Origin of the sequence: Paenibacillus sp. SORGH_AS_0306 (assembly GCF_030819345.1) — a bacterium.
Classification (GTDB): domain Bacteria; phylum Bacillota; class Bacilli; order Paenibacillales; family Paenibacillaceae; genus Saccharibacillus; species Saccharibacillus kyungheensis.
The window spans coordinates 2,499,770-2,524,481 of record NZ_JAUTBP010000001.1 but is presented as its reverse complement, the minus strand read 5'-3'; the positions used below and the strand labels follow the sequence as shown (position 1 = coordinate 2,524,481).

The following is a 24,712-nucleotide window of genomic DNA, read 5'->3' as shown; positions in this document are numbered from 1 at the left end:
GGAAAAAGGAGTTTGACTAAATGTGAGAGGAGCATAAATTATAGTTAGCTACTTAGGTGTGAGGTATATATGACATGAGGAGTAATATCATGATGTGATACTTAAAAATGAATAATAGATGAGAAATGTTAACATATAAACAAATAAGTATAGGCTATCAAAGGAATTTATGTAGGTTAACAAATAAAAAAGAAGGATTTTTAGAAGGAATAAGAAGACGAATCTAAGAAAATAACCTTATTTAAAGTAACTATATGAAACTATTTTTATATAATTATGAACTTTCATGTCACTTTATATAACACAGATACGAAAATGTGTACATATTATGGACAAAAGAGAAGGAAATCAGAAATGTAAACGGAATGTGAAAAAATATACAGTAAATATTAAATTGGAAAAAAGTTTATTAAAAATGTAAGCGCTAAACTAATTAGGTATGTTTCTATTCTTTGTGCACATTTAATTTTGCAAAATATAATAAAATCAATTTCAGTAGGGTTGCAATTTATTTGAAATAGGAGTAAAGTTACTTTTGCCCTGATAAACAAGTACTGAATACTTACAAATACATGACTACTACCTCATAATTATTCATAACAAGCTAAAGTGGTTAGAGTATAGAGTGATCTAAAATCAAGATAAACACGTAACACAGAGTAATACAAAATAAAACATTCAATTAGGAGAGATACAAAATGATGAACAGCAAAATTCAAAAAGTATTATTGTCTACAGTAGTAGCAGCAAGTTTGGGAGCAGTATCTGTAGTAGCACCTTTGGGAGCACACCAAGTATCTGCTGCAAGCAACGAATCTAACCATGAGAAAAACAAAGATAAAGCAGAAAAACGTGCTGACAACGCTGCTTACCAAGCTGCTGTATCTGCACAAGTAAATGCAATGTTCGGTTCTTCTAACGAAACAACAACTGCTCCAGAACAAGAAAAAACAGATGCCGCTAAGACACCTGCTACTGAAACTCAAGCTAAAACAAACGTAACTGTAGTTGTTCCACAAGGTGCTAGCCTTACTGAAATCGCTGCTCAATATGGTGTAACTGTAGATGAGTTGATTGCTGCTAACAATCTTCTTCCAGCTGGATACCAATTGACTATTCCGCAAAAATAAGATTTATCCATCTGATCGGCCAAGAGCATAGGATAGAAAAATACCAATAAAGATATACATGAAGCCATCTACTGCCATAGATGGTTTCTATTATGGTATTTCTTATACGAAATGCAACATATTTAAGTCAAGGAATGCAGATAACTCAGTTGATCTGTTTGCTTGTTATTAATTTATAATCAGTATACGGGTATTTGTAATGAAGGGCAACAACTATTTGTGTTTTACATACAAAAAAAGCTGACATTAATCATAATGTCAGCTTTTTTGTACGTTATTTTCAAATATTTCCAAAATGATAACGCTTCATTTGTGAAAAAATACGATTCTGATCCGTATCTAAGTGCCAAACCCGAACGGATCAGAATAAATACACAACTGATATTCGTGAAATCACTGAGTAATACCATTAGTTCACTTATAGATCTTGTTATCATTTTGGCGATTATCTAAAAATAGCCAGAGACCTGTATTATTTTTTCAATAATAAATCACGATAAATATACTCGAAAATAAATTCAAATGCTTCAAGATGGCGTTTTGCTTCAAACGCATTTTTACCCCATGCATAGATACCATGTCCGCGTAGAAGGATACCTGGAATAGATTGATTCAATACACCCGGTACTAACTCTGCAATTTTAGGGATTTCAGCGTAGTTAGGTAATACAGGAATCGTAATTGCCGCATTTTCTTCCCAGATATTGAATGCTTTGATTAATTCAAGTCCTTGTATTGGTACAGCGCCTTGTTCACCGAAGTATTCGCTCACTAGATTGTTAAATACAGTATGCACATGGAATACAGCCCCGCAACCTGTTTCACGATAAATTTCGCAATGAATCAATGTCTCTGCACTTGGCTTCAATCCTGTAGTCTCGCAAGGACGTCCATCTTGATCGACGAATAAGAAGTCGGATGGTGTACTTACCGATTTATCTTTTCCGCTAGCTGTGATCGCAAAATGAAAGTTCTCAGGCGTATAATCGCCTACACGCAGCGATAAGTTACCACTTGTACCTGGAAACCAATGTCTTGCTGCAAATTGCTCTTTGATACCACTAAGCTCTTGTAATGTTGCTTGCTTATGCTCTAAAGGGATATTAACAAAACTCATGAATGTATCGCTCCTATTCTTTGTCCGAAATCTGAAATAATATCATGAAACGTATGGAAAGGTACATGATCTACACCTAATTCTACACATTTATCTGTTAATACAGAGCGAGAGTAGACTAGATCCGCAATCTTAGCTCCTTCAAAATCCGTTAGGCTGTCACCAATCAGTATACGCTCGTATTGATCTGGTGAGAATTGACGCATGACTGTTGTTTTGCACATTCCGCAATCATTTTGACAATGTTCATCACAAGGATGTGTCCATACGATCTGAATATACTCGCCACTAAAGTCAGAACCATTACAGAAAATATGATCTTCTGCAATATCAAAAGGTGCTAACAATGGTTTTAAGAAAAAGTCGATTCCACCGCTAGTTACATAAAAAGGAACTTGATGACGATGAACCAAAGCTAGAAAATCGCTAAATCCTTCACGAATCCCCGCTGTGCTCATCACATAATCAACAATTTCTTGCTTTTGTGAAGAAGGAAGTAGTGCAAACATTTTGCCTACACCATCACGAATTGAGCGCTGTCCTCCTACGACTTCATTCATAATTTTCTCATAACCAGGAGGGGAGAAATGCTTCATAATAGCGACAATATTATCTGAATTCGTAATCGTTCCATCAAAATCACAAAAAATAATCGGTTGTTTACTTACACTCATCGTTCTCCACCCCAAAGTTCTAATGCTTGTCTAAGTTCGTGATGTCCTTGAGCGGCATAATCAGCCAGTGAAGTACCTGCTAGTGCAGCATCAATAGCTTGTTGGAACGCTTTACCGCCAGCGCTAGCACCTTCTGGATGACCATGAATACCGCCACCTGCATTAATAATCACTTCATTGCCAAAGTCTTTTAAAATCAACGGTACAAGCCCTGGATGAATCCCGGCTGATGGTACAGGGAAGCTATGCTGGAAAGGCAGTTCTGGAGAAACCAGTTGCTCGCGAATAGCCATATTTTCTTCTTTAGGCATTACAACAGAGCCATAAGGAGAAGGGAATAGTACCAGATCAGCGCCCGCAATACGCATCAATTGACCGAGCAATACCGAAGCAGAGATTCCATAATAAGGCGAAGGATAATATGCTCCTGCAAGCGATGGATGCGCCATGATTGGGATATTAATTTCAGGATCACGTGCCAGTTCATGAAGAACATCATATCCATAAGCTAATACATTAAGTAAAAGTGCATTAGCGCCGGAATCAATCGCTTTTTTGGCTTGTTCTTTTAGATGAAAAGTATGACCGGTTAAGTTAGCAGCATAAAGTACTTTTTTACCAGTTTGAGCTTGTACATCATCCGCAGCTTTACGGCAAGCCGCTACCCGCTTTTCAATCGGTGTTAAATCATTTTCGAACAAAATCTCATCATCTTTAATCAGATCGACGCCACCTAACGCTTGTGCAGTAAATTGACGTGTTAATTCATCCAGATCATGACCGATAACCGATTTGAAAATACTCATCAATAATGGACGTTCAGGAATACCAAGAATACGGCGTACACCTTCAATACCAAATTTGGGACCTGTAAAAGCTTTTAAAAAAGTATCTGAAAATTGTAAATTGGTTAATTTGATCTGACCATCCATCGAAATTTTACCAAACACTGTAATAAGTAGAGCAGGGATATCCGAGCTAAAATTAGCATCAGGATAAGCGATCTGAATATCCGCATACCGCTCACCTTGTTCGGATTCATGCACATCTACTGAAATAACTTCACCCAGATGCTTTTTCATCGATTGTTGCTTGGCAGCAGGTAATTCTGTCCAGCTACCGACAGTCATTCCGATTGCAATCGAAGATGCTTTTTTATGAAAATCAGCTTTGCTATCGTAACAACGATAAGAAGCGATACAGTAACTCATGAATTGTCCTCCTTGAGTGCAGCGCCCATCTCGCGGGAACGTTCTGCACAGCGTTCTACAGCACGCATAATCGTTTCTTGCATATGAGCCTCTTCAAATACTTTGATAGCGGCTGCGGTTGATCCATTAGGTGAAGTGACTTTGGCACGTAGAGCAGCAGGTTCTTCTCCAGTCTGTTGTACCATATGAGAAGCGCCGATCACTGTCTGAACAGTCAGCTCACGTGCTTGTTCCGCTGATAATCCGCCTTCGACTCCTGCACGAATCATCGATTCCATCACATAATAAATGTATGCAGGTCCACTTCCAGAAATACCAGTCAATGTTTCCATTTGCGATTCTTCAATCTCAGTTACAGTACCGACCGCTTCAAATAAATGATGAACCAATTGACGTTGTTTTAGAGTGACTTCTTCGGAAAAGACAAGACCTGTCGCTCCAAGTCCAATACTGCTAGACGTATTAGGCATTGTACGTGCTACAGGTTGCTTGCGACCAAGTAGATGCTGAATCGTTGCTACTTCCAAGCCTGCAATCACAGATACAACAAGTTGATCTTCTGTTAATGTGGGGCCTAATTGACGAAGCGCATTAGCCGCATCGACAGGCTTCATCGCAAGTACAATAACTTTGGATTGTTGCAAAGCAGCAGCACGCGCCGATTCTTCTCCAGCTACAGATACGCCATAACGTTGAACTAAATAATTCAAACGATCTTGATTACCACGATTCAGCATCGTCACTTGATCAGGAACCACTACAGCACGATTCACTAGACCTCGTAAAATAGCTTCTGCCATAGACCCTGATCCATAAAAACAAACAGGTTCTGTTATTAACGTTTGCATCGATTGAGGGTGACTCATCGTTATATCCATCCTTTCACGCGCTTGGCAATATAAGCGCGCTATCTTCTAGTTAAATCAAAACGTGATTTTTGCAAAGCAAAATATCTTACATATTTATATTATTGACGAATTTGACCGTTTCCGTAAATACGATATTTGGTGGAGGTAAGAGCAGGCAATCCCATAGGACCACGAGCGTGTAACTTTTGTGTGCTAATACCAATCTCTGCGCCAAATCCAAATTCAAATCCATCGGTGAAGCGAGTAGAAGCATTATGATATACAGCTGCCGCATCAACTTCTTGCATAAATCGTTTTGCATTTTCTTCATCAGCCGTCACGATACATTCTGAATGTTTTGTGCTATAAGTCGCGATATGTTCCAGAGCTTCATCAAGGTTGGCTACGATTTTGATATTGAGAATATAGTCGCTATACTCGGTAGCGTAATCTTGTTCTGTTGCTTCATGTGCCCATGAAATGCGTTCACGTGTAAGTGCACATCCACGAATCTCTACTTGATCCTGGCGTAGCGCTTCTGCAAGTGTTATAAAAGCAGTCTGATCGTAATCGGTATGCACCAACAGGGTTTCCATCGAATTACAGACTGAAGGACGTTGTACTTTAGCATTGATAGCGATATCTTGCGCCATTTGATGATCTGCTGTCGCATCGATAAAAGTATGACAAATCCCCGCGCCAGTCTCAATAACAGGAACTGTAGAATTTTGCACAACATTTTGGATTAGCGAATGACCACCACGCGGAATAATCACATCTATAATACCGTTAAGCTTCATCATTTCATTGACAGAAGCACGATCAGCATCTTCGATCAGTTGTAAAGCATCACGTGGAATAGCGGATTGTTCTAAGGCTTGATGAAGAATCTCTACTATTTTGCGATTGGATGAAAGGGCGGCTGAACCGCCGCGTAATACGACTGCATTTCCTGTTTTGAGCGATAACCCTGCGGCATCTACAGTCACATTAGGACGAGCTTCATAAATAATGCCAATCACACCAATAGGAACGCGTAGCTTTTCGATAATTAATCCATTTGGACGTTCTAGTGTTTCTAATAGCTCACCAATAGGATCATCCAGATCAGCGATTTGGCGTAAAGCAGAAGCAATGCCTTCAATACGTACGCTATCCAGACGCAAGCGGTCTAACATAGATTCAGAAGTTCCTTGCGCACGTCCATGTTCCAAATCTTCTATATTTGCTGTAATAATCTCATCGGTATGAGAAATCAATGCTTTTGCCATCATAAGCAATGCTTCGTTTTTGTCTTGAGTCGATAGTGCTCCTAGTCTAGTCGAAGCTTGTTTTGCAAGAGTGGACTTGTCTACTACTTCACTCATAATAAAAAACCTCCTCTATCATAATCAGTTCACGTACAAATCAATCATTATAATGAAACCCATTCATCTCGATGGACAGCTTCTAGTCGGTGGATATCTTCAATACCTAATCGTGTAGATATTTCAGAGCTTGGAAGACCACAGATTAATTGTAATTGATCATGGTCATAATTGACGATACCTCGACCAAGTACTTCACGTTGAAGATTAACAACTTCAATCACATCACCGGCATGGAATTGTCCTTCGACTTGCTTGATGCCGACAGGCAATAGGCTACGATTCTCACGACTCAATGCATAGGCTGCTCCATCATCGACAATTAGCGTACCAAGCGGAGTTGATAAAAATCCAAGCCATTGCTTTTTGATCGAAAGAGCAGACACATGAGTAGCAAAATAAGTCCCTTTCCCATGATGATCAATCGCGGCTTTGAGATCGCCGACTTCGCGTACACAACCGACAAAGACAGGGACACCGCCACGAGTAGCAATTTTGGCAGCATCAAGCTTGGAGCGCATTCCGCCTGTACCTACCGCTGAACCTGAACCTCCAGCAACTGCATAGATCTCATCAGTAATCTCATCGATTCGATCGTATCGTGTAGCTGTAGGATCATGACGTGGATCTGCGCTATACAATCCTTCCATATCTGTCAAAATAACTAATTGCGAAGCACGAGCTAGATTTGCCACAAGTGCAGATAACGTATCATTATCGCCGAATTTTAATTCATCGACAGACACTGTATCATTTTCGTTAAAAATAGGGATAACCCCTTGCTTGAGCAATTCTTCGATCGTCATCGTCGCATTACCTGTACGCTTACGATTATTAAAATCACTGCGTGTTAACAAAATCTGTCCACTGACAATCCCATGACGGGCAAAAGCTTGTTGATAATCACGCATCAATAACGCTTGACCGACCGATGCGGCGGCTTGCTTTTCGTGTAATAATTTGGGGCGTGAATGATACCCAATTTCTCTAAAACCTGCGGCTACTGCTCCAGAAGTGACTAACAGCACGGAGTAGCCTGCATGTTGTAATGATGCGATCTCATCTGCAAAAAAATCAACAGCTTGATGATCGAGTCCTCCTTGTGATCCGGTTAGCGAGCTGCTCCCAATCTTGACAACAATACGCTGATTTGACAATCGTTTCACTCCTTTATAACTGCCTGACTTACTATGATATTTCTTGAAAATATAGACAAAAAAGACTTTCATCCTCTACATCATTATACGATGCAAAGGACGAAAGTCTGAGCTTCCGCGGTACCACCTTTATTGATAGACTCTATCATTCTATCCGGCTTACTTGTCCAAGATAACGGTAGGTATCCGTTCAGCGTTATAGGCGCTAAAAGCTCGGGGGTAGGTTCGGTAAGAGCTGGTGGCGAATCCTTTCAGCCTCTGGGATTCACTCTCTATACACACCGCGGGCTTACGTACTGTTCCCGTCATCACGATTGATTCATATCGATAACGTGCATCAAAGTCACGCTAACTGTTGCAAACTAGAATAGCATGATCAAGCGCTTTTGCCAAGCACCGCATCACACACTTGAATCTTATTTGAATAAGTCTAGCTTCCCAATTCGGCGAACTGCTTCTTGCAATCGTTCTTCTGAAGTGAGTAGACCGATACGCACATATCCTTCACCTTTGGTGCCGAAGCCAACTCCTGGAGCTACAGCAACATGTGCTTTTTCCAGTAATAAGGTTGCAAATTCTTCTGAACCCATTCCGTTAGGCGTAGGTAGCCATGCAAAGAACGAGCCTTTAGGCGCTTTTGCTTCCCAACCGATTTTTTCCAATTCCGCAAAAAAAGCATTCCGGCGGGATTCATAGGTAGCGACTAGATCAGTTACACATTGTTGAGAATCGGTCAAAGCTTTGGCCGCCGCCGCTTGAATACCTCCAAACAAACTCACATACACATGATCTTGCATCAAGTTGATCAGGCGAATAATCTCTTTATTTCCTAAAGCAAAAGCAACCCGCCAACCTGCCATATTGTATGTCTTGGACAACGTATAAAACTCGACACCGACTTCTTTGGCACCGGGAATCTGTAAAAAGCTAACCGGTTGTTCGTCGTCAAATCCAATCGCTCCATAAGCAAAATCGCTGGCAACTACAATATTATGTTTGGCTGCAAATTGTACTGTTTCTTCATAGAAAGAGTAAGGAGCTGTAGCAGATGTCGGATTGTTCGGATAATTAAGAAACATCAGCTTGGCTTTTTCTAATACTTCAGGTGCAATAGCACTGTAATCTGGCAAATATTTATTTTCTTCTGTTAAAGGCATAAATGACATCTCTGCACCGGATAAAGCGACACCAGACCAATAATCAGGATATCCCGGATCAGGGACAAGGCAGATATCTCCTTGTTCGAGCATGATCTGACTTATTTCAATTAGCCCTGTTTTGCCACCAAATAAAATAGCCACTTCGGTCTCAGGATCAAGATCGACATTATAATCTTCCTTATAACGTTGCGCGGCCGCTTCTTTCAAAAAAGAATAACCTGAAAAAGGAGAGTATTTGTGATATTGGGGATTGCCTGCGGCTTCACGTAATTCTTCAACAATATGCGCAGGTGTAGGTTGATCAGGGTTGCCTTGTCCCAAATTAATAACATCATGTCCTGCGGCAACCTGACGATTCACATTTTGTACAAGCTTCGCAAAAAACTGTTCTGGCAATTGGTTCATGACACTAGCAGGTGTAATAGATATACTTGGCACGTTATTTGTTGTTGAGTTAGGGTTTGAATGGGTGTTCATCATTATCACTCCGTATCCGGTAAATTCATGTTATGATTGCTACAATTTTAAAAGAACTCAAGTCTTCCTAATCTATCATGATTTTTCCGATCAGTATAGAGGAGATTTAAAGGAATAGAAAGTAGTTTCTATTCTTAGCTAATGGTATATAGAGGATATCAAAAACAATAAACTCATGATACATTAAAAGTAGAACAGATTTGTACTATTATTTAAGCTTGGATAAAGGGGAATGATCACTCATGACAAATACACGCCAATTACATATTGCTTTAATTCAAATGGATATTGAACTTGCCAATCCTACAGTGAATCAACAACGTGCTGAAGAGTGGATTGCTCAAGCGATGACAGCAGAGCAGAAGCCGGATGTTGTTGTACTGCCTGAAATGTGGAATACAGGGTATGCTCTGGATCGCTTGGCAGGATTAGCTGAACCTGAAAATGGGAAGCTGACTACATGGATGAGCGATATGGCTAAGCGGTATAAGATTGTGCTGGTAGGAGGTTCCATATCAGAACAACGTGAAAGTGGATTTTATAATACATTGTATGTGTATGACGCGGATGGTGAGCGTAGTGCCAAATACGACAAAATTCATTTGTTCAAATTAATGAATGAAGAGAAGTTTATGCAACCAGGCGAGCAGACTGCTTTATTTCCATTACATGATGTAACTGCTGCGGCTTCGATCTGTTACGATCTTCGTTTTCCTGAGTTAGCGCGTAGTCTTGCTCTGGCAGGTGCACAAATCTGGTTCGTTCCTGCGGAGTGGCCTCATCCACGTATGCATCACTGGCGTACATTATTAACAGCACGTGCGATCGAAAATCAAATGTATGTAGTGGCTTGTAATCGTGTAGGACGTGATGAAAATAGTGAGTTCTTCGGTCATTCAATGATTATCGATCCGTGGGGCGAAGTATTAGCAGAAGGTGATGAAGCAGAAGGTATTATTAGTGCCACAATCGATCTTGATCTAGCAGATGAAGTACGTGGACGTATTCCTGTTTTTGCCGATCGTCGTCCTGAATTGTATATGCATAAGCAAAAGTAAAACAATACAATAGTAAAAAGATTGATTTTACACAAGCAGAAATAATACAGCACATATGGTGTGTTATTATTTCTGCTTTTTGTATACTGTTATTCTGTAAGAGTAGATGAAAACGGAAAACAACTGCCCTGTACCAAAAAAGAAACTCATCAAATTCATTTATATTACTTACTAAAAGTTAGTTAGTTCGGTGTTCAGCAACATTCTTCTGCAAAGGTCTTTTGTTATTGAGCAAACTGTTTATAATAAAGATATACAACAGCAACACATCACCACGAAATAGGTATACGTAATTAGTTTAACTTAAAGATATTTTAAATAAGAGCATTCAAACATGATGTAATACTAAAAAAATGAAACATAAAGGAGATCATTATTATGACACTTCGTACAGCAGGTATTCACCACATCACTTCTTTTGTAGCCGATCCACAACGCAATGTTGACTTTTATGCAGGTGTACTTGGACTACACATGGTCAAAAAAACAATCAATTTTGATGCACCAGATGTTTATCATTTATACTTTGGAGATGCTGGTGGTAGCCCGGGAACAATCGTTACTTTTTTCCCACAACCAGGTGCACGTAAAGGTGCTGTTGGAGCAGGGCAATTGGGAATTACCGTATTTGCTGTTCCTACAGGATCACTTGATTTCTGGAAAGAACGGTTAACACGATTAGGTATTCGTTTTGAACCAGTACAACGTTTTGGCGAACAATTGTTACGATTTGAAGATCATGATGGTCTACGAATTGAATTGGTTGAACGTGAAGGCGGCGCAGCAAGTACATGGGAATGGGATGGTATCACATCTGCACAAGCGATTAAAGGATTTGGCGGCGGTGTATTGTTTAGTGCAGCGCCTGCAAAAACATTGCATACCGTAGAACATGTTCTTGGACTTACCAAAATTGCAGAAGAAGACGGATATGTTCGTTTTCAAGCAGATGGCGAGATCGGAAATATTATTGATGTAAATTCTCGTGAATTACCAAGAGGTATTGCCGGTGCAGGAACAGTGCATCATATCGCATGGCGTGCGGCTGACTTTGCAGAGCATGAACTATGGCGTGAACAAGTACAAGCGGGTGGCTTCCAACCTACACCTGTTATTGATCGTCAATATTTCAATGCTGTGTACTTCCGTGAAGAAGGTGGCATCTTGTTCGAGATTGCTACAGATCCTCCAGGATTTGCAAATGATGAACCAGCAGATCAATTGGGACAAAAATTAATGTTACCAGAATGGTATGAACCACAACGTGAATTGATTGAACACAAAATCTATTACCGATCGAAGTTCGTAAAATAGCTCCTCAATCGTAATAACAACTTCAATAAGATATTTTACTTTGCACTATCATTTTATAATATGAGAAAAAAATTGCCCGTATATTATCAAGCACGTATAGAGGAGGAACAGAGATGACACTAACATTAAAACATATTTTCAAGCAAGGTACAGATGCATCACAACCTGTTTTGTTATTGTTACATGGTACAGGAGGAACAGAAAACGATTTGATTCCGTTAGCAGAACGTCTTGCGCCGGAAGCTTCGATTTTGGGTGTACGTGGAGCTGTGTTGGAAAACGGAATGCCACGCTTTTTCCGTCGTTTGGCTGAAGGGGTATTCGATGAACCCGATTTGATTGCTCGCACTCATGAGCTTAATACATTTTTGGATGAAGCAGCGGTAGAATACGGATTTGATCGTCGCAATATTGTAGCCGTTGGATATTCAAATGGTGCGAATATTGCAGCAAGCTTACTTTTCCATGATAATCAATCGTTAAAAGGCGCTGTTTTGCATCATGCGATGGTTCCACTTCGCAGTATAGCGTTACCTGATCTAGCTGGCATTCCTATCTTTATGGGTTCAGGAACTAACGATCCGATTATTCCTCGCGCTGAGACAGAAGAATTGGCAAAATATTTTATCGATGCCAATGCAGAAGTGCATTTACACTGGGAAAATTACGGTCATCAGTTAACAGCAACGGAAGTGGAAGCAGCAGTACAATGGTATAATCAACAGTTCACATCGTAAAAAGAAATGTAGTAACTATGCGTTCATATAAACAGCTATGATTATAGATTTTTTTATAAAAATATTTTTATCCAAATAAAAAGTGAAATCTATCGTTATCAATCCAAATAAAAAACGCTATTGCTTTTAGTGCAGCAATAGCGTTTTTATTTCATTATTCTACTTATCATGATATCTATCTAATTGTTAGAGATGATCCAAAGAAGAATTAAGAATTAAGATTTAGTATCAGGTACGATGCAAGAGCCATCAGCACATACATCGCCTTCGGTACTGTTAATCATTTGTAAAGGATGATCTTCTGCCCATACATCTTGCAATGTATTTAGAAATACTTCTGTCGGTTGTGCGCCAGAGATACCGTATTTGTTATTCACAACGAAGAAAGGAACACCGGTAACGCCTAATTGATTCGCTTGTTGTTCATCTTGGCGAACTTCTTTACCGAATTGCTCACTGTTCAAAAATGCTTCTGTTTCTGCACGATTCAAGCCTACACGTTCAGCAATATCTAACAATGTAGCATGATCACCGATATGCAATGAATCTGTAAAGTAAGCGCGGAATAAAGCTTCATTCATTTCAGCTTCTTTACCATGAGCAGTAGCAAATTTAAGTAAACGATGCGCATCAAAGCTATTTGTTAATACCATCGTATCAAATTGGAAATCCAAACCTTCGTTTTTGGCTTGTTGCCATAAGTTAGCGCTGTTTTGTTTGACTTGTTCTAAGGTTAAGCCAAATTTGTTCATCAACATTTCATACATATTCATCGGAATATCTTTAGCTGCATTCGGATCTAATTCAAAGCTACGGAAACTCACTTCAACTTCATCCCGATTAGGAAACTGTTCCAGAGCTTTATTTAGACGAGCTTTGCCAATATAACAAAAAGGACATTGATAATCTGACCATACTTCAATTTTCATACGGATAATCCTCCACTACAATAAATTTATAATGATATTCAAAAATAGAATTGCAAAAGGTGTAACCATTATAGTTGCATTAGAAATAGTATACCCTGAATTGATTGTTATTAATAGTATTTTTATTACTTTTTGTAATTAAACCTCTTCTAATTGATTCTGTTCACCCCAATCACACATCATATCTAAGATTGGAATTAACGATTGCCCACGTTCTGATAAACGGTATTCTACTTTTGGCGGCACTTGAGGATATTCTGTACGGATAATCAATTGATCTTGTTCTAGTTCTTTTAATGTAGCACTTAACGTTTTGAAAGAAATCGTGCCGATTGAACGCTTGAGTTCATTGTAACGCATTACTTTATTTTCTCCTGCTAACCAATACATAATAATCATTTTATATTTTCCGCCTACCAGTGAAAGCGTATAGCCAAATCCCGTATCTTTCAGGTTAACACCTGTCAGACTGTAGTCACCAATATGCATTGCTAATTCTCCTTTCAGGCATTCCATACTTTCTTTGAGGTTAGTACCTAACTTTAAAGTGCGTACTTTTTTATGATAAGTATCCGTCTTACAATAGGTTTAGCAAGTCCAACCAAGCTAAATACAATGGAGGTTTATCATATGAAAACATTAGTAATCGTAACGCATCCTAATATGCAAGACTCCGTCATCAATAAACGCTGGATTCAAGAACTGGAAAAGTACCCTGATCAATTCACGATTCATGAACTTTACAAAGTCTATCCTGATGAAAACATAAATGTAGAGCAAGAACAAGCACTTGTTGAAGCACATGATCATATCGTTTTTCAGTTTCCGTTGTACTGGTTTAATTGCCCGCCACTGTTGAAAAAATGGCTTGATGAAGTATTAACGTATGGCTGGGCGTATGGTTCAACAGGTAAACACTTTACCGATCGCAAAGTTGCTATTGCTGTGACTGTAGGCGTTAGTGAAGCAGATTACCAACCTGACGGAAAATACCGCTATACGTTAGAACAAATATTACTGCCTTTTGAAATGACATTTGATTATATTCATGCTTTGTATCAAGGTTTTACCGCTTTTTATAGTGCAGAGCATGAATCGACACCAGTACGGATTGAAGAAAATATCTCTGAATATATTCATTTTCTACAACATATTTAAAAAGAATACATTTCTTAATGAATTAACACCTATCATATACAGTATGTCTGGCAATTAGCATATATATAGAAACAAAATAAAATTATAAGGGAATGCATAGACTGCATTTCCTTATTTTATTGTTCAGGATGTACTACATTAATCATTGTTTCTTTAAACGTATTTACAAATGCTTCAGCCGCTTTGGATAAATATCTACCTTTGCGACGTGCTATCACAAGTGTACGACTTGGAATCGGTTCTGCTAAAGGAAGATAGATGGGTAAAAACTCGCCACGTCTGGCGCGCGCTATATAATGAGGAACAAAAGTAACACCCATTCCTGTAGCGACCAAAGATTGGATCGTCTCGATATTATTACTTTCAAATACGACCTGCGGTTCAAAACCTGCTTCTTTACACACATCGAATACAATTTTGCGGAATCCTTGTCCTTTTTTGAGCACGATAAAAGGTTCATGTTCTAATTCTTTCAATTCTACAGGTCGATGATCGCCATTCGCAAATCGCTGGGCTAACGGATGATTAGGCGGTACAGCCAGATCGATCAATTCATCGCCTACTGGTTCATAGGTAAGTGACGGTTCGGTAAGAGGAAGAGCGAGTAGACTAAGGTCGGTTTTACCACTGGCGGTTAACTTTTCTAAATTGAGTGATGTATCTTCGATTAAGATCACTTCAATCTGCGGATAAGCAGCACGAAAAGCAGGGAGTACATGAGGGAGAAGATGGGAACCGGTAATCTGCATACTACCGACCACTACACGTCCACTTTGTAATTGTGAAATATCTGCCATTTCTTGACGTAGCTGTTCTACAGCATCAATAATCTTTTGAGCTTGTTCTACAAAATTAGTACCTGCATGTGTTAATTCAACTGTACTGGTATTACGCTGAAAAAGGAGCACACCTAATTCTTTTTCTAATTTGGATAATTGCTGACTAAGTGAAGGTTGAGCGATATGTAGTTTCTCTGCTGCGCGCGAAAAGTTACGTTCAGCAGCAATCTGTAGTGCATATTGCAGTTGTCTAAGTTCCATATGACGTTGCTCCTTCGTACACGTATTATTTTTATACATCTATTTTAATCAAAATTCACTTATAAGTATAGCCTATAACTTCTATAGTTATTATATCTTGGAACAATATAGCACGTAATGTTATATTAGATTCAATATAAAGCGGTGCTTCATTCTCAGGTCCAAGATTTCATTGCAGCCATCACTATTTGCTGCAAGAGAATGTTCACTGACTTAGTCCGAATCTTATGATGGGGTGAAAATAATGAGTAAAAAAACATTGTACGAGAAAATTTGGGATAATCACGTTATTTTTCAACAAGAAAATCAACCAAGTATTTTGTATATCGATCTACATCTAGTGCATGAAGTAACGTCTCCACAAGCTTTTGAAGGATTGCGCTTGAGCAATCGTAAAGTGCGTCGTCCTGAATTAACATTTGCAACGATGGATCATAATGTACCGACAACAGATCGTTTCAACATTAAAGATCCAATCTCCAAGCAACAAATTGATACACTAAGTCAGAACTGTGCGGACTTTGGCGTAAAATTGTTCGATCTGGATACGATTGATCAAGGGGTTGTCCACGTTATGGGTCCAGAATTAGGATTGACTCATCCGGGCAAAACGATTGTATGTGGAGATAGCCATACATCGACTCATGGTGCTTTTGGTGCTCTTGCTTTCGGAATCGGTACAAGTGAAGTAGAACACGTAATGGCAACACAATGTTTGCAACAATCCAAGTCTAAAACGATGGAAATTCGTTTTAATGGGTCACGCAAACCGGGTGTAACAGCTAAAGATATGATTTTGGGCGTTATTGCTAAATACGGTACCGATTTTGCAACAGGTTATGTATTGGAGTATACAGGTGAAGCGATTCGTGATTTGACGATGGAAGAGCGTATGACTGTATGTAATATGTCTATTGAAGGTGGCGCAAGAGCAGGATTAATCGCACCAGATGCAACAACTGTAGAATATCTTCGTGGTCGTCAATATGTGCCTCAAGGTGCAGCATTTGAAGAAGCTGTAGCACGCTGGGAACAGTTAACAACAGATGAAGGTGCAGAGTATGACACTGTACTTGAATTTGATGTTGATGCTTTGATTCCACAGGTGACATGGGGAACAAGCCCGGGTATGGGTACTGATATCACTTCTTCTGTACCGAACCCTGCTGATTTCACCACTGAAAATGAACGTAGAGCTGCTGAAAAAGCACTTGAATATATGGATTTGGCTCCAGGTACACCAATGGCTGAAATTCCAGTCGATTATGTATTTATCGGTTCGTGTACGAATGGACGGATTGAAGATTTGCGCGCAGCGGCGGCTGTAGCCAAAGGATATACTGTGTCAGACCGTTTGACAGCGATTGTTGTTCCGGGTTCTGGACGCGTGAAGATTCAAGCGGAAAAAGAAGGTTTGGATGTCGTATTTAAAGAAGCTGGCTTTGAATGGCGTGAAGCAGGATGCAGTATGTGTCTGGCGATGAACCCTGACGTATTGCAACCGGGACAACGTTGTGCTTCGACATCGAACCGTAACTTTGAAGGTCGTCAAGGACGTGGCGGACGTACACATCTTGTGTCTCCAGCAATGGCAGCAGCGGCGGCGATTACGGGGCACTTTACCGATGTACGTGACTGGAATTTCAAATCAGAAGTATTGAACTAGGAGAGGGGTAATTATCCATGGAAGAATTTAAACAATTAAATGGGATCGTGGCTCCTGTAGACCGCGTGAATGTAGATACAGATGCTATTATTCCGAAGCAGTTTTTGAAAAGAATTGAACGTACTGGTTTTGGACAATTTCTATTTTACGAATGGCGCTGGGATGAAGCAGGGAATGTGAATCAAGAATTCGAAATGAATAAACCTCGCTATGAAGGCGCTTCTGTACTTGTTTCTCGTGCCAACTTTGGTTGTGGTTCTTCTCGTGAACATGCGCCGTGGGCGATTATGGATTACGGATTCCGTTGTGTTATCGCACCATCATTTGCTGATATTTTCTACAATAACTGTTTTAAAAACGGTATTTTGCCAATTAAATTATCAGAAGAGCAAGTACAGGATATTTTCCAACGTACTGCCGATCATGAAGGATACCGCTTAAAAGTAGATTTGGAAAACAAACAATTGTCTGATGATTATGGTCTGACGATAGATTTTGATCTTGATGAGCATCGTCGTCAATTTTTGCTTCAAGGTCTGGATGATATCGGCTTGACGTTACAACATGAAGCTGATATTACAGCATACGAAAAAAACAAAGCTCAACATTTATTCGTATAATTCTTAAAAAAATGCATAACCCTGTCGATAGTACTTATGACAGCGGGTTGTGCATTTTTATTTTGCCAAATCTGCTTTGGATTTTAAGGTTACATTGACGTAACATTTTTAAATTTAAGGAAAGCTCGCGCTCATTCTGTTAAGATTGTAAAAGACTCGCAACTTTTGATAAAGTTAAGCGTCTAATAAATCGTCTGGTTGTATGTGAAAACCGGTAGGAGCCGTACAAGAAGTTCGGTAATAAAAAACGGGAATGGTAGGGGTGAAGAATGAAGAAATTTGCTTTTTTGTTATTTTTGTTTGCGTTTATGTGGTCCTTTCCCCACATCAGTGATGCTGCCACGAACACACGTGTTGTACTAGATGGACAGCAACTTAGTATTCCGGAAGATGTGCAGAATATTGATGGTTCGGTGATGGTGCCGATTCGTGTGATTTCTCAGGAATTGGGTTACCAAGTAACCTGGGATCAAGATGCTGGTAAGGTTGCGATTGATGGTGAAGGTAAATCAATCACATTGAATATTGGCAAAAAATCGGCTTTTGTCGACAACCAAACGTACACGCTGAATACAGCACCTGTGGTTCAAAATGGAACAACATTGGTACCGATTCGTCTGGTCAGTGAACAGATGGGGATCAAAGTAAACTGGAATAACAGCGACAAAATTGTCACGTTGGCAACAACAGGCACGAGCACCGGCGGAGGAACGACTTCGGAATCAGGATCAAACGCCGAGAACGGTCTTGCACTGGTGAACGGTATTAGCTTCAGTGAAAGCCGCTTATTGGTTACACTGGACAAAAACGTAGCACCGAAAGTATCCAAAATGGATTCACCTAATCGGATTGTGATTGATCTGCCTAACTCTGATTTTGGTGGAGGATTTGGTCAATCAGCAAGTGCCGGACAAATTCAAACGCTTGCTGTAGAAAACAATGATAAAGTTTCTCAAATTCGTTACTCACAGTACAGCACAGATCCTTCTTCTGTTCGGATCGTTATTGATCTGAACAACAAGCAGAATTACGAAGTCTTTAACGAAGGCAATGGATTGTTGATCGTTGATCTAACACCAGATAACGGTACGACACCTAAGCCTACTGTTCCAACAACGACAGAAGGAACAACGCAAGGCGGATCTTCTGTAGGAAATGATGGCAAAAAAGTTGTCGTTATTGATGCAGGACATGGATATCAAGATCCAGGAGCGATCGGTTCTGTAAGTAGTGAGAAAGCATTGAATCTTGCAGTCGCTTTGAAAGTAGAAGCTATTTTAAAACAAGATCCAAATATTGATGTAGTTCTTACACGTTCAGATGATACATTCCTTGAACTGAAACAACGTGTCAAAGTAGCTGAAAAGCTGAATGCAGACCTATTCGTCTCGATTCACGCGAACAGCAGTAGTTCTTCTGCGGCTTCCGGTACAGAAACATATTACCAACGCAGCAATAGCAAAAAGCTAGCACAGACGATTCACAAGTATCTAGTAGCTGCAACAGGCTTTAAAGATCGTGGTGTACAATATGGTAATTTCCATGTAATCCGCGAAACGACAATGCCAGCAGTATTGTTAGAAGTTGGATTTATCAGTAATAAATCCGAAGAAGCTAAAATGAATGATGCTTCCAGACAACAAGCGGTTGCTGATGGTGTCGTTAAAGGAATCAAAGAATATTTAGGTGTATCCTAAAACAAAATACAGAATTGCCAAAAGATCAGTCCTATAGGATATATTCCATAGATGACTGATCTTTTGTTTTTGGAAAAAAATAAATCATAGATAACTTTTAACGATTTGTTGACGTAAGTAAAAAATTACTGAAAATTCATGTAAACGATGCGTGCAATTCGTCACAGAACATGTTAAGATACGAATTGTATTGTCATTGAAGATTGGGTACGAGATCTAATGCTAGACGCAGCAATCCCTATCATGCAGGTACAGTGAGACGATACCGTCTGAGTCGCGGAAAATGCCGTGGACAGGCGGTTTTTTGCAGGAGGAATACTAATGAATGCCACTACAGTGAGACATATTTTAGATACCATCGCTGGCATGTTCCCAGATGCGCACTGCGAACTTAATCATAACAATGCGTTTGAACTGACGATTGCTGTACTGCTCTCGGCACAATGCACAGATGCGACAGTCAACAAGGTGACGGCAGATTTATTTCAGAAATATCACACACCACAGGATTATATCTCTGTACCACTCGAAGAATTGGAACAAGATATACGGCGTATTGGATTGTATCGCAATAAAGCGAAGCATATTCAAAATTTATGCCAGATCCTGATTGAAAAATATGGTGGAGAAGTGCCTGGTGAACATGACCTGCTTGTACAGCTTCCAGGAGTTGGACGTAAGACAGCGAATGTGGTCGTATCCAATGCATTTGATGTGCCGGCTTTTGCAGTAGATACTCATGTTGAACGTGTATCCAAAAGGCTAGGACTCGCAAACTGGAAAGACAATGTAACCGAAGTGGAAAACAAGCTGAACAAGCGTGTACCCCGGGATGAATGGACGATTAGTCATCATCGCTTTATTTTTTTTGGACGGTATCATTGCAAAGCTCAAAATCCTGCTTGTCAGGTATGTCCACTATTGGACATTTGTCGTGAAGGCAAAAAAAGAATGAAAACTTCTCTAGTGATCAAAGAGAAAAAGGTCAAACCTAAAATCTCAAAGTCAGTAGAGAAAAACAACACTACAACATAAAAAGAGGTCGAACGTTATGAAATGCATTTCCGTATACACTGATAATTTTGAACAATTTTCTGATATCTTTGAGCAAGTGGTAGCAGAAGAATTGGCTGAAAACGAAGAAAAAGAAGTTGACGGTATTACTGTTAACTATTCTGGCGATGTACCTGATTACTATATCGAGCGTATGGCACAAAAACGCGATGTTGTTGTGATGAAAGACAAAGGTAAAGGAATTACTATTTTGCAACATGGTAAATTGTTCGAAATTCTAGTTCCTGTTGCTGAAAAAGAAGCTAGTGTTATCTAATTCAGTAATACTATAACAGTGCTCAAATAAGGCTTTTTATGAAAGTATCTATACGATCTTCCGATCGGTTATTATAGATGCTATTCGTAAAAAGCCTTTTTTATGATTAAAATACAAGAAGTGGAAAAGCCTGTCGTAGCATATAAGATCGGCTAGCTTGTAATCCAATAGTTACAGCAGGTGTATCACAATGGTACAATATCAGCAAAGTAAATTTGAGCAGAGATCATGCATGATGGAGGGCATACTGATGCAAGCGATTACACCAAGGACGAAAGATTCGTTCGATCATATACTAGAACAATTAAAATCAACACTGGAACAACAAGGAAATACGGCTGCTGCGAATAAAGCACAAGATTTAATCCAGAAGCATCGTTCCGAAGAATTGGTGCTTGCTTTTTGTGGGCACTTTTCTGCGGGTAAATCCAGTCTGATGAACTGGTTATGTGGTAAACAGGTATTACCGACCAGTCCTATTCCTACAACCGCAAATATTGCTGCGATTCGTGATGGAGAACCGCGTGCTATTGTACATTTAAATAATCAAGAACCATCATTTGAAATAGGGTTAGATGAATTAGATGAATATTGCAAAAACGGCGGTGAGTACGAATCTGTCGATCTATGGGACGATATTAAGCTTCTAGGCGCTCATGGCGTGTTATTAGATACACCGGGTGTAGATTCGACAGATGCGGCACACGAAGCGGCTACGTACTCTGCTCTGCATCGTGCTGATGTTGTATTTTATGTGATGGATTACAATCATGTTCAATCCGAAACCAATCTTTCTTTTGCCAAAACACTATCTGAACGAGGCAAACCTTTATATTTGATCGTCAATCAAATTGATAAGCATGATGATTTAGAGTTGCCTTTTGCCGACTACCAGCGAGGTGTAGCTCAGTCTTTTGCAGGACGTGGCATTGAGCCAGCAGGTATCCTATATGTATCCAGACAGGAGCCTCAGCATCGTCATGGCAAGCTAGAACGACTGCGGACAGTGATTGGTGAATTGCTTATAGAGCGGGAGCCGTTACGGATGTATAGCCTGTCACAAGCGATATGGGAATTAGCAGAAGAACATACCAAATGGTTGCAAGCGCAAATGAACCATGAACAAGAGCAGTCTGATACTGAAGATGAACAGCATGATGATATGACTGTAGAACAACTCAATGCTCAATTAGAACAATTTGAACAACAGATCGTTACAGCGCAAAATAAAATCGAAGATTATCGCAAATCATGGAGCTGGGAAATCGGACGTCTGGTCGATCAAGCCAATATTACGCCTGCACCTGTACGCGATCTCGCTCAACTGTATCTGGAAAGTGAACGACCTGGATTTAAAAAAGGATTTTTCGCTTCAAAAGACAAAACAGCGCAAGAACGTGCGCAACGCAAGTCTACTTTTTTGAACGCTTATCGTGAGCAAGTTGCTGCTAATCTGGATGTTCATGTACGTGGCTTATTGCGTGGATGGAGTCAGGAACAACAGCTATGGACAGAAGAACAAGAAACATTGTTAACTTCTTCTTTGCCCCAGATCACAGAACGTGATATTGAAGCAGGCGCAGGCACAGATGTAGCGATATCAGGTGAATATGTACTGAACTATACGCGTGCCTTACGTGAAAAAACAGTAGCTATTTATCGTCGTGCTGCACTGGATGCAATAGAGCGTTTATTTGAGCAATTACAACCCAAAGTAGAAGCCGAACAGCATACATTACAACAAGAACGTGATCAATTATCTGAACGTTATCAATCTTTGATGCATCAACAGCAGTTAGAACAGCAAAAAGAACAAAGCGATCAAGCAGTACGCAAATTATTGCCTGCACGTGAACAACTTCAAGCACAATGGCTACCTGCTATTCAGGAAGAATCTATAGAAGCTCAATCTGTAAATCAGATCAATGCATCACAGACAGTCCAGAAAGAAGCAACAGCAGAACAATCACCAGATGCTTCTATACTCAATAAAAGTGCAAGCAATAATCCAGATGATGCAGCAATACAAGCAAAAGGAAATACAGTATCTTCTCACCGCAAAGAGCGTCTGTTACAAACGGCTGTGCAATTACGTCAAGCGTCCGATATGATTGAACATATTAAAGGATTAAGCCTACCGGCTACCGAATTGCGTCGCCGTGCACATGTTATGGAAAATGGTAAATTCACGCTCGCTTTATTCGGTGCTTTTAGCGCAGGCAAGTCGTCATTTGCAAATGCTTTGCTAGGAGAAGCGGTTCTTCCTGTTTCCCCGCATCCGATGACAGCTGCTATTACACAGATTATGGCACCTGAAGGTGAGTATGGTCATGGTACAGCGCAAGTATTTATGAAAAGCAGAACCGAAATGCAAGAAGATATTAGCGGTGCTTTTCGCTTATTAGGATTGCCTGAGATGACGTTAGAGCAAGATTGGGGTAAACAGATATCTTCGTTATCTCCTGCCCGTATTCATCCATCTGCGCGCGCTCATTATAATTTTGTGATCGCAGCAGCGGCAGGCTGGCAAGAAGCAGAACCTTTGCTTGGACAGGAACTGAAAATAGGGCTGGATCAATTTAGAGGATTTGTATCCGAAGAAACCAAATCTTGTTTTGTCCGCCGTATTGATCTGTATTATCATTGTGAATTGACAGCTCAAGGGATGGTACTGGTAGATACACCGGGAGCCGATTCTGTTAATGCTCGTCATACCGGAGTTACTTTTGAATACATGAAATCAGCAGATGCACTCGTATTTGTTACGTATTATAATCATGCGTTTACTCATGGAGACCGTCAGTTGTTAGAACAATTAGGACGGGTTAAAGGCAGTCTTGCTTTAGACAATATGTTCTTTGTAGTTAATGCTTCTGATCTTGCTTCGTCAGAAGAAGAAAAGAATCAAGTAGTAGAACGTATAGTGCATGAGTTAAATACAACCGGAATTCGTAAGCCTAATATCTATGCATTATCTAGTCGTAGAGCGATTCAAGGAAATGATGAAGGATTCCAACAATTCCAACAGCATTTTACAAGCTTTGCCGATGAGACATTAGCAGGGCTGGCTATTCAAGCCGCTTATGATGAAGTGGAGCGGGTGCGCAAAACGGTACTCACATGGGAAGATGCGGCGAAGCGTGGAGAAGCTTATCGTGTAGAACGGATGCAACAATTGGTGCAAGAACGAGCCGCCGCACATGCTGCCGCTATGCGTATGTTCCAGACTGAACCTGATCGACGAATTCAAGAAGAAAGTGGCGAACTGTTATTCCATGTTCGTCAACGGGTACGCTTGAAGGCGCTAGATTGGATGCCTGAAATCTTTAATCCATCTCTGCTTAATAGTGAATCACCTGATCTCAAAGCAGATTTTGCCGCTTGTGGACGAGAGCTATTGCGCCGTTTATCAACAGAATTAGAACAAGAAGTGCTAGCAACAACGTTACGTATGGAAAAAGCTTCTGAACGAGTGGTAAGTGAACGATTAGAAGTGTATGGACGTGAAGCAGAAGCGGCAGCCGCAGGTTTGACGTTGTCTAAGCCAGAATTAACGAAATGGCAGACACCAGAATTAGCACAAATGAAAATAGCAGATGTACTGGATTGGAAGTCACTCTGGTCGTTGTTCCGTAATCCTCGCTATTTCTTCGAGCAAGGTGGACGTGAGAAATTCCGCGAAGAAGTATCTGCGCGATTGGATCAGCTGATTGCGACGATGTTGGATGAGCAACGTGAACGGTTGTCACAATATTATATTGTCGGTCTAAATGAAAGATTACAAGAAGCAGCTGACGATATGCAGCGTCAAATTGCAGAATGGGTCGAAGGAACAGAAGCATCATTACAAACAGACGTTAGCGCAGACCGTTGGTCAGCATTAGCGAGTGATCTGTATGAATTAAGTCATCATGTGTCCGCAGAAGATCAAGCAAGAATCAAGCAAGCCTATAATTTGTAAAATTAGACTATAAAGTCATATCAGAACTAAATAATAAATAAAAAGAGCGCACTGTCAAAAG

Annotated in this window: 20 protein-coding genes and 1 pseudogene; 11 read left to right on the top strand and 10 right to left on the bottom strand. The window is 40.1% G+C overall.

Annotated features, from left to right (window positions below):
- Positions 1 to 698: 698 nt before the first annotated feature.
- Positions 699 to 1,130: a LysM peptidoglycan-binding domain-containing protein gene (locus tag QE450_RS10885; RefSeq protein ID WP_301262188.1), complete on the top strand. Its 432-nt coding sequence runs from the start codon at positions 699 to 701 to the stop codon at positions 1,128 to 1,130.
- A gap of 472 nt (positions 1,131 to 1,602) precedes the next feature.
- Here the strand turns inward: QE450_RS10885 and mtnB are convergent, their stop codons facing one another.
- The 7 genes from mtnB to QE450_RS10850 all read right to left on the bottom strand — a co-directional run bounded on the left by mtnB (position 1,603) and on the right by QE450_RS10850 (position 9,141).
- A complete protein-coding gene (gene mtnB / locus QE450_RS10880) occupies positions 1,603 to 2,247 on the bottom strand; it encodes a methylthioribulose 1-phosphate dehydratase (protein ID WP_307299318.1) in 645 nt (214 codons plus the stop codon).
- A complete protein-coding gene (locus tag QE450_RS10875; RefSeq protein WP_273612825.1) occupies positions 2,244 to 2,921 on the bottom strand; it encodes a 2-hydroxy-3-keto-5-methylthiopentenyl-1-phosphate phosphatase in 678 nt (225 codons plus the stop codon). The genes mtnB and QE450_RS10875 overlap by 4 nt, the downstream gene beginning before the upstream one ends.
- Positions 2,918 to 4,132, bottom strand: a complete 1,215-nt coding sequence (locus QE450_RS10870; RefSeq protein ID WP_301262186.1) for a 2,3-diketo-5-methylthiopentyl-1-phosphate enolase — start codon at positions 4,130 to 4,132, stop codon at positions 2,918 to 2,920. The genes QE450_RS10875 and QE450_RS10870 overlap by 4 nt, the downstream gene beginning before the upstream one ends.
- A complete protein-coding gene (gene proC, locus QE450_RS10865; protein WP_307299314.1) occupies positions 4,129 to 4,998 on the bottom strand; it encodes a pyrroline-5-carboxylate reductase in 870 nt (289 codons plus the stop codon). Before proC ends, QE450_RS10870 begins: the two co-directional genes overlap by 4 nt.
- Before the next feature lie 101 nt (positions 4,999 to 5,099).
- Entirely contained in the window at positions 5,100 to 6,347 is a 1,248-nt protein-coding gene (locus tag QE450_RS10860; protein ID WP_307299312.1) for a glutamate-5-semialdehyde dehydrogenase, read from the bottom strand.
- Positions 6,348 to 6,394: 47 nt separating this feature from the next.
- The gene (gene proB, locus QE450_RS10855) at positions 6,395 to 7,576 is read right to left on the bottom strand and encodes a glutamate 5-kinase (protein ID WP_373461970.1); all 1,182 of its coding nucleotides are present in this window, start codon (positions 7,574 to 7,576) and stop codon (positions 6,395 to 6,397) included.
- A gap of 344 nt (positions 7,577 to 7,920) precedes the next feature.
- Positions 7,921 to 9,141, bottom strand: a complete 1,221-nt coding sequence (locus tag QE450_RS10850) for a pyridoxal phosphate-dependent aminotransferase (RefSeq protein ID WP_273612820.1) — start codon at positions 9,139 to 9,141, stop codon at positions 7,921 to 7,923.
- 242 nt (positions 9,142 to 9,383) lie between these two features.
- On the opposite strand from QE450_RS10850, the gene QE450_RS10845 reads away from it, so the two are divergent.
- The 3 genes and pseudogenes from QE450_RS10845 to QE450_RS10835 all read left to right on the top strand — a co-directional run bounded on the left by QE450_RS10845 (position 9,384) and on the right by QE450_RS10835 (position 12,250).
- Positions 9,384 to 10,199: a carbon-nitrogen family hydrolase gene (locus QE450_RS10845; protein ID WP_307299309.1), complete on the top strand. Its 816-nt coding sequence runs from the start codon at positions 9,384 to 9,386 to the stop codon at positions 10,197 to 10,199.
- Positions 10,200 to 10,577: 378 nt separating this feature from the next.
- A pseudogene (locus QE450_RS10840) lies at positions 10,578 to 11,527 on the top strand (ring-cleaving dioxygenase).
- Between the two features lie 99 nt (positions 11,528 to 11,626).
- Positions 11,627 to 12,250, top strand: a complete 624-nt coding sequence (locus QE450_RS10835; protein ID WP_273612817.1) for an alpha/beta hydrolase — start codon at positions 11,627 to 11,629, stop codon at positions 12,248 to 12,250.
- 215 nt (positions 12,251 to 12,465) lie between these two features.
- On the opposite strand, the gene QE450_RS10830 is transcribed toward QE450_RS10835, so the two are convergent.
- Together QE450_RS10830 and QE450_RS10825 are read right to left on the bottom strand one after the other, a co-directional pair.
- On the bottom strand, positions 12,466 to 13,179 hold the full coding sequence (locus tag QE450_RS10830; RefSeq protein WP_307299305.1) for a DsbA family oxidoreductase: 714 nt from the start codon (positions 13,177 to 13,179) through the stop codon (positions 12,466 to 12,468).
- Between the two features lie 138 nt (positions 13,180 to 13,317).
- Entirely contained in the window at positions 13,318 to 13,668 is a 351-nt protein-coding gene (locus QE450_RS10825) for a winged helix-turn-helix transcriptional regulator (protein ID WP_273612815.1), read from the bottom strand.
- Between the two features lie 141 nt (positions 13,669 to 13,809).
- Here QE450_RS10825 and QE450_RS10820 point away from each other — a divergent pair, with 141 nt between their 5' ends.
- Entirely contained in the window at positions 13,810 to 14,337 is a 528-nt protein-coding gene (locus QE450_RS10820) for an NAD(P)H-dependent oxidoreductase (RefSeq protein ID WP_307299302.1), read from the top strand.
- A gap of 116 nt (positions 14,338 to 14,453) precedes the next feature.
- Here QE450_RS10820 and QE450_RS10815 read toward each other — a convergent pair whose 3' ends face one another.
- A complete protein-coding gene (locus QE450_RS10815) occupies positions 14,454 to 15,377 on the bottom strand; it encodes a LysR family transcriptional regulator (RefSeq protein WP_273612813.1) in 924 nt (307 codons plus the stop codon).
- Between the two features lie 244 nt (positions 15,378 to 15,621).
- Here QE450_RS10815 and leuC point away from each other — a divergent pair, with 244 nt between their 5' ends.
- From leuC to QE450_RS10785, 6 genes are all read left to right on the top strand, one after another.
- The gene (gene leuC / locus QE450_RS10810; protein ID WP_273612812.1) at positions 15,622 to 17,043 is read left to right on the top strand and encodes a 3-isopropylmalate dehydratase large subunit; all 1,422 of its coding nucleotides are present in this window, start codon (positions 15,622 to 15,624) and stop codon (positions 17,041 to 17,043) included.
- Between the two features lie 17 nt (positions 17,044 to 17,060).
- On the top strand, positions 17,061 to 17,663 hold the full coding sequence (leuD, locus tag QE450_RS10805; protein ID WP_273612811.1) for a 3-isopropylmalate dehydratase small subunit: 603 nt from the start codon (positions 17,061 to 17,063) through the stop codon (positions 17,661 to 17,663).
- 269 nt (positions 17,664 to 17,932) lie between these two features.
- Entirely contained in the window at positions 17,933 to 19,360 is a 1,428-nt protein-coding gene (locus tag QE450_RS10800) for an N-acetylmuramoyl-L-alanine amidase family protein (protein ID WP_273612810.1), read from the top strand.
- A gap of 321 nt (positions 19,361 to 19,681) precedes the next feature.
- Entirely contained in the window at positions 19,682 to 20,395 is a 714-nt protein-coding gene (nth, locus tag QE450_RS10795; RefSeq protein WP_273612809.1) for an endonuclease III, read from the top strand.
- A gap of 16 nt (positions 20,396 to 20,411) precedes the next feature.
- Positions 20,412 to 20,690 carry an NAD/NADP transhydrogenase alpha subunit gene (locus tag QE450_RS10790; RefSeq protein ID WP_204823577.1) on the top strand — a complete coding sequence of 93 codons (279 nt, stop codon included), beginning with the start codon at positions 20,412 to 20,414 and terminating at the stop codon, positions 20,688 to 20,690.
- Between the two features lie 250 nt (positions 20,691 to 20,940).
- Positions 20,941 to 24,651, top strand: a complete 3,711-nt coding sequence (locus tag QE450_RS10785) for a dynamin family protein (protein WP_307299297.1) — start codon at positions 20,941 to 20,943, stop codon at positions 24,649 to 24,651.
- Positions 24,652 to 24,712 lie beyond the last annotated feature (61 nt).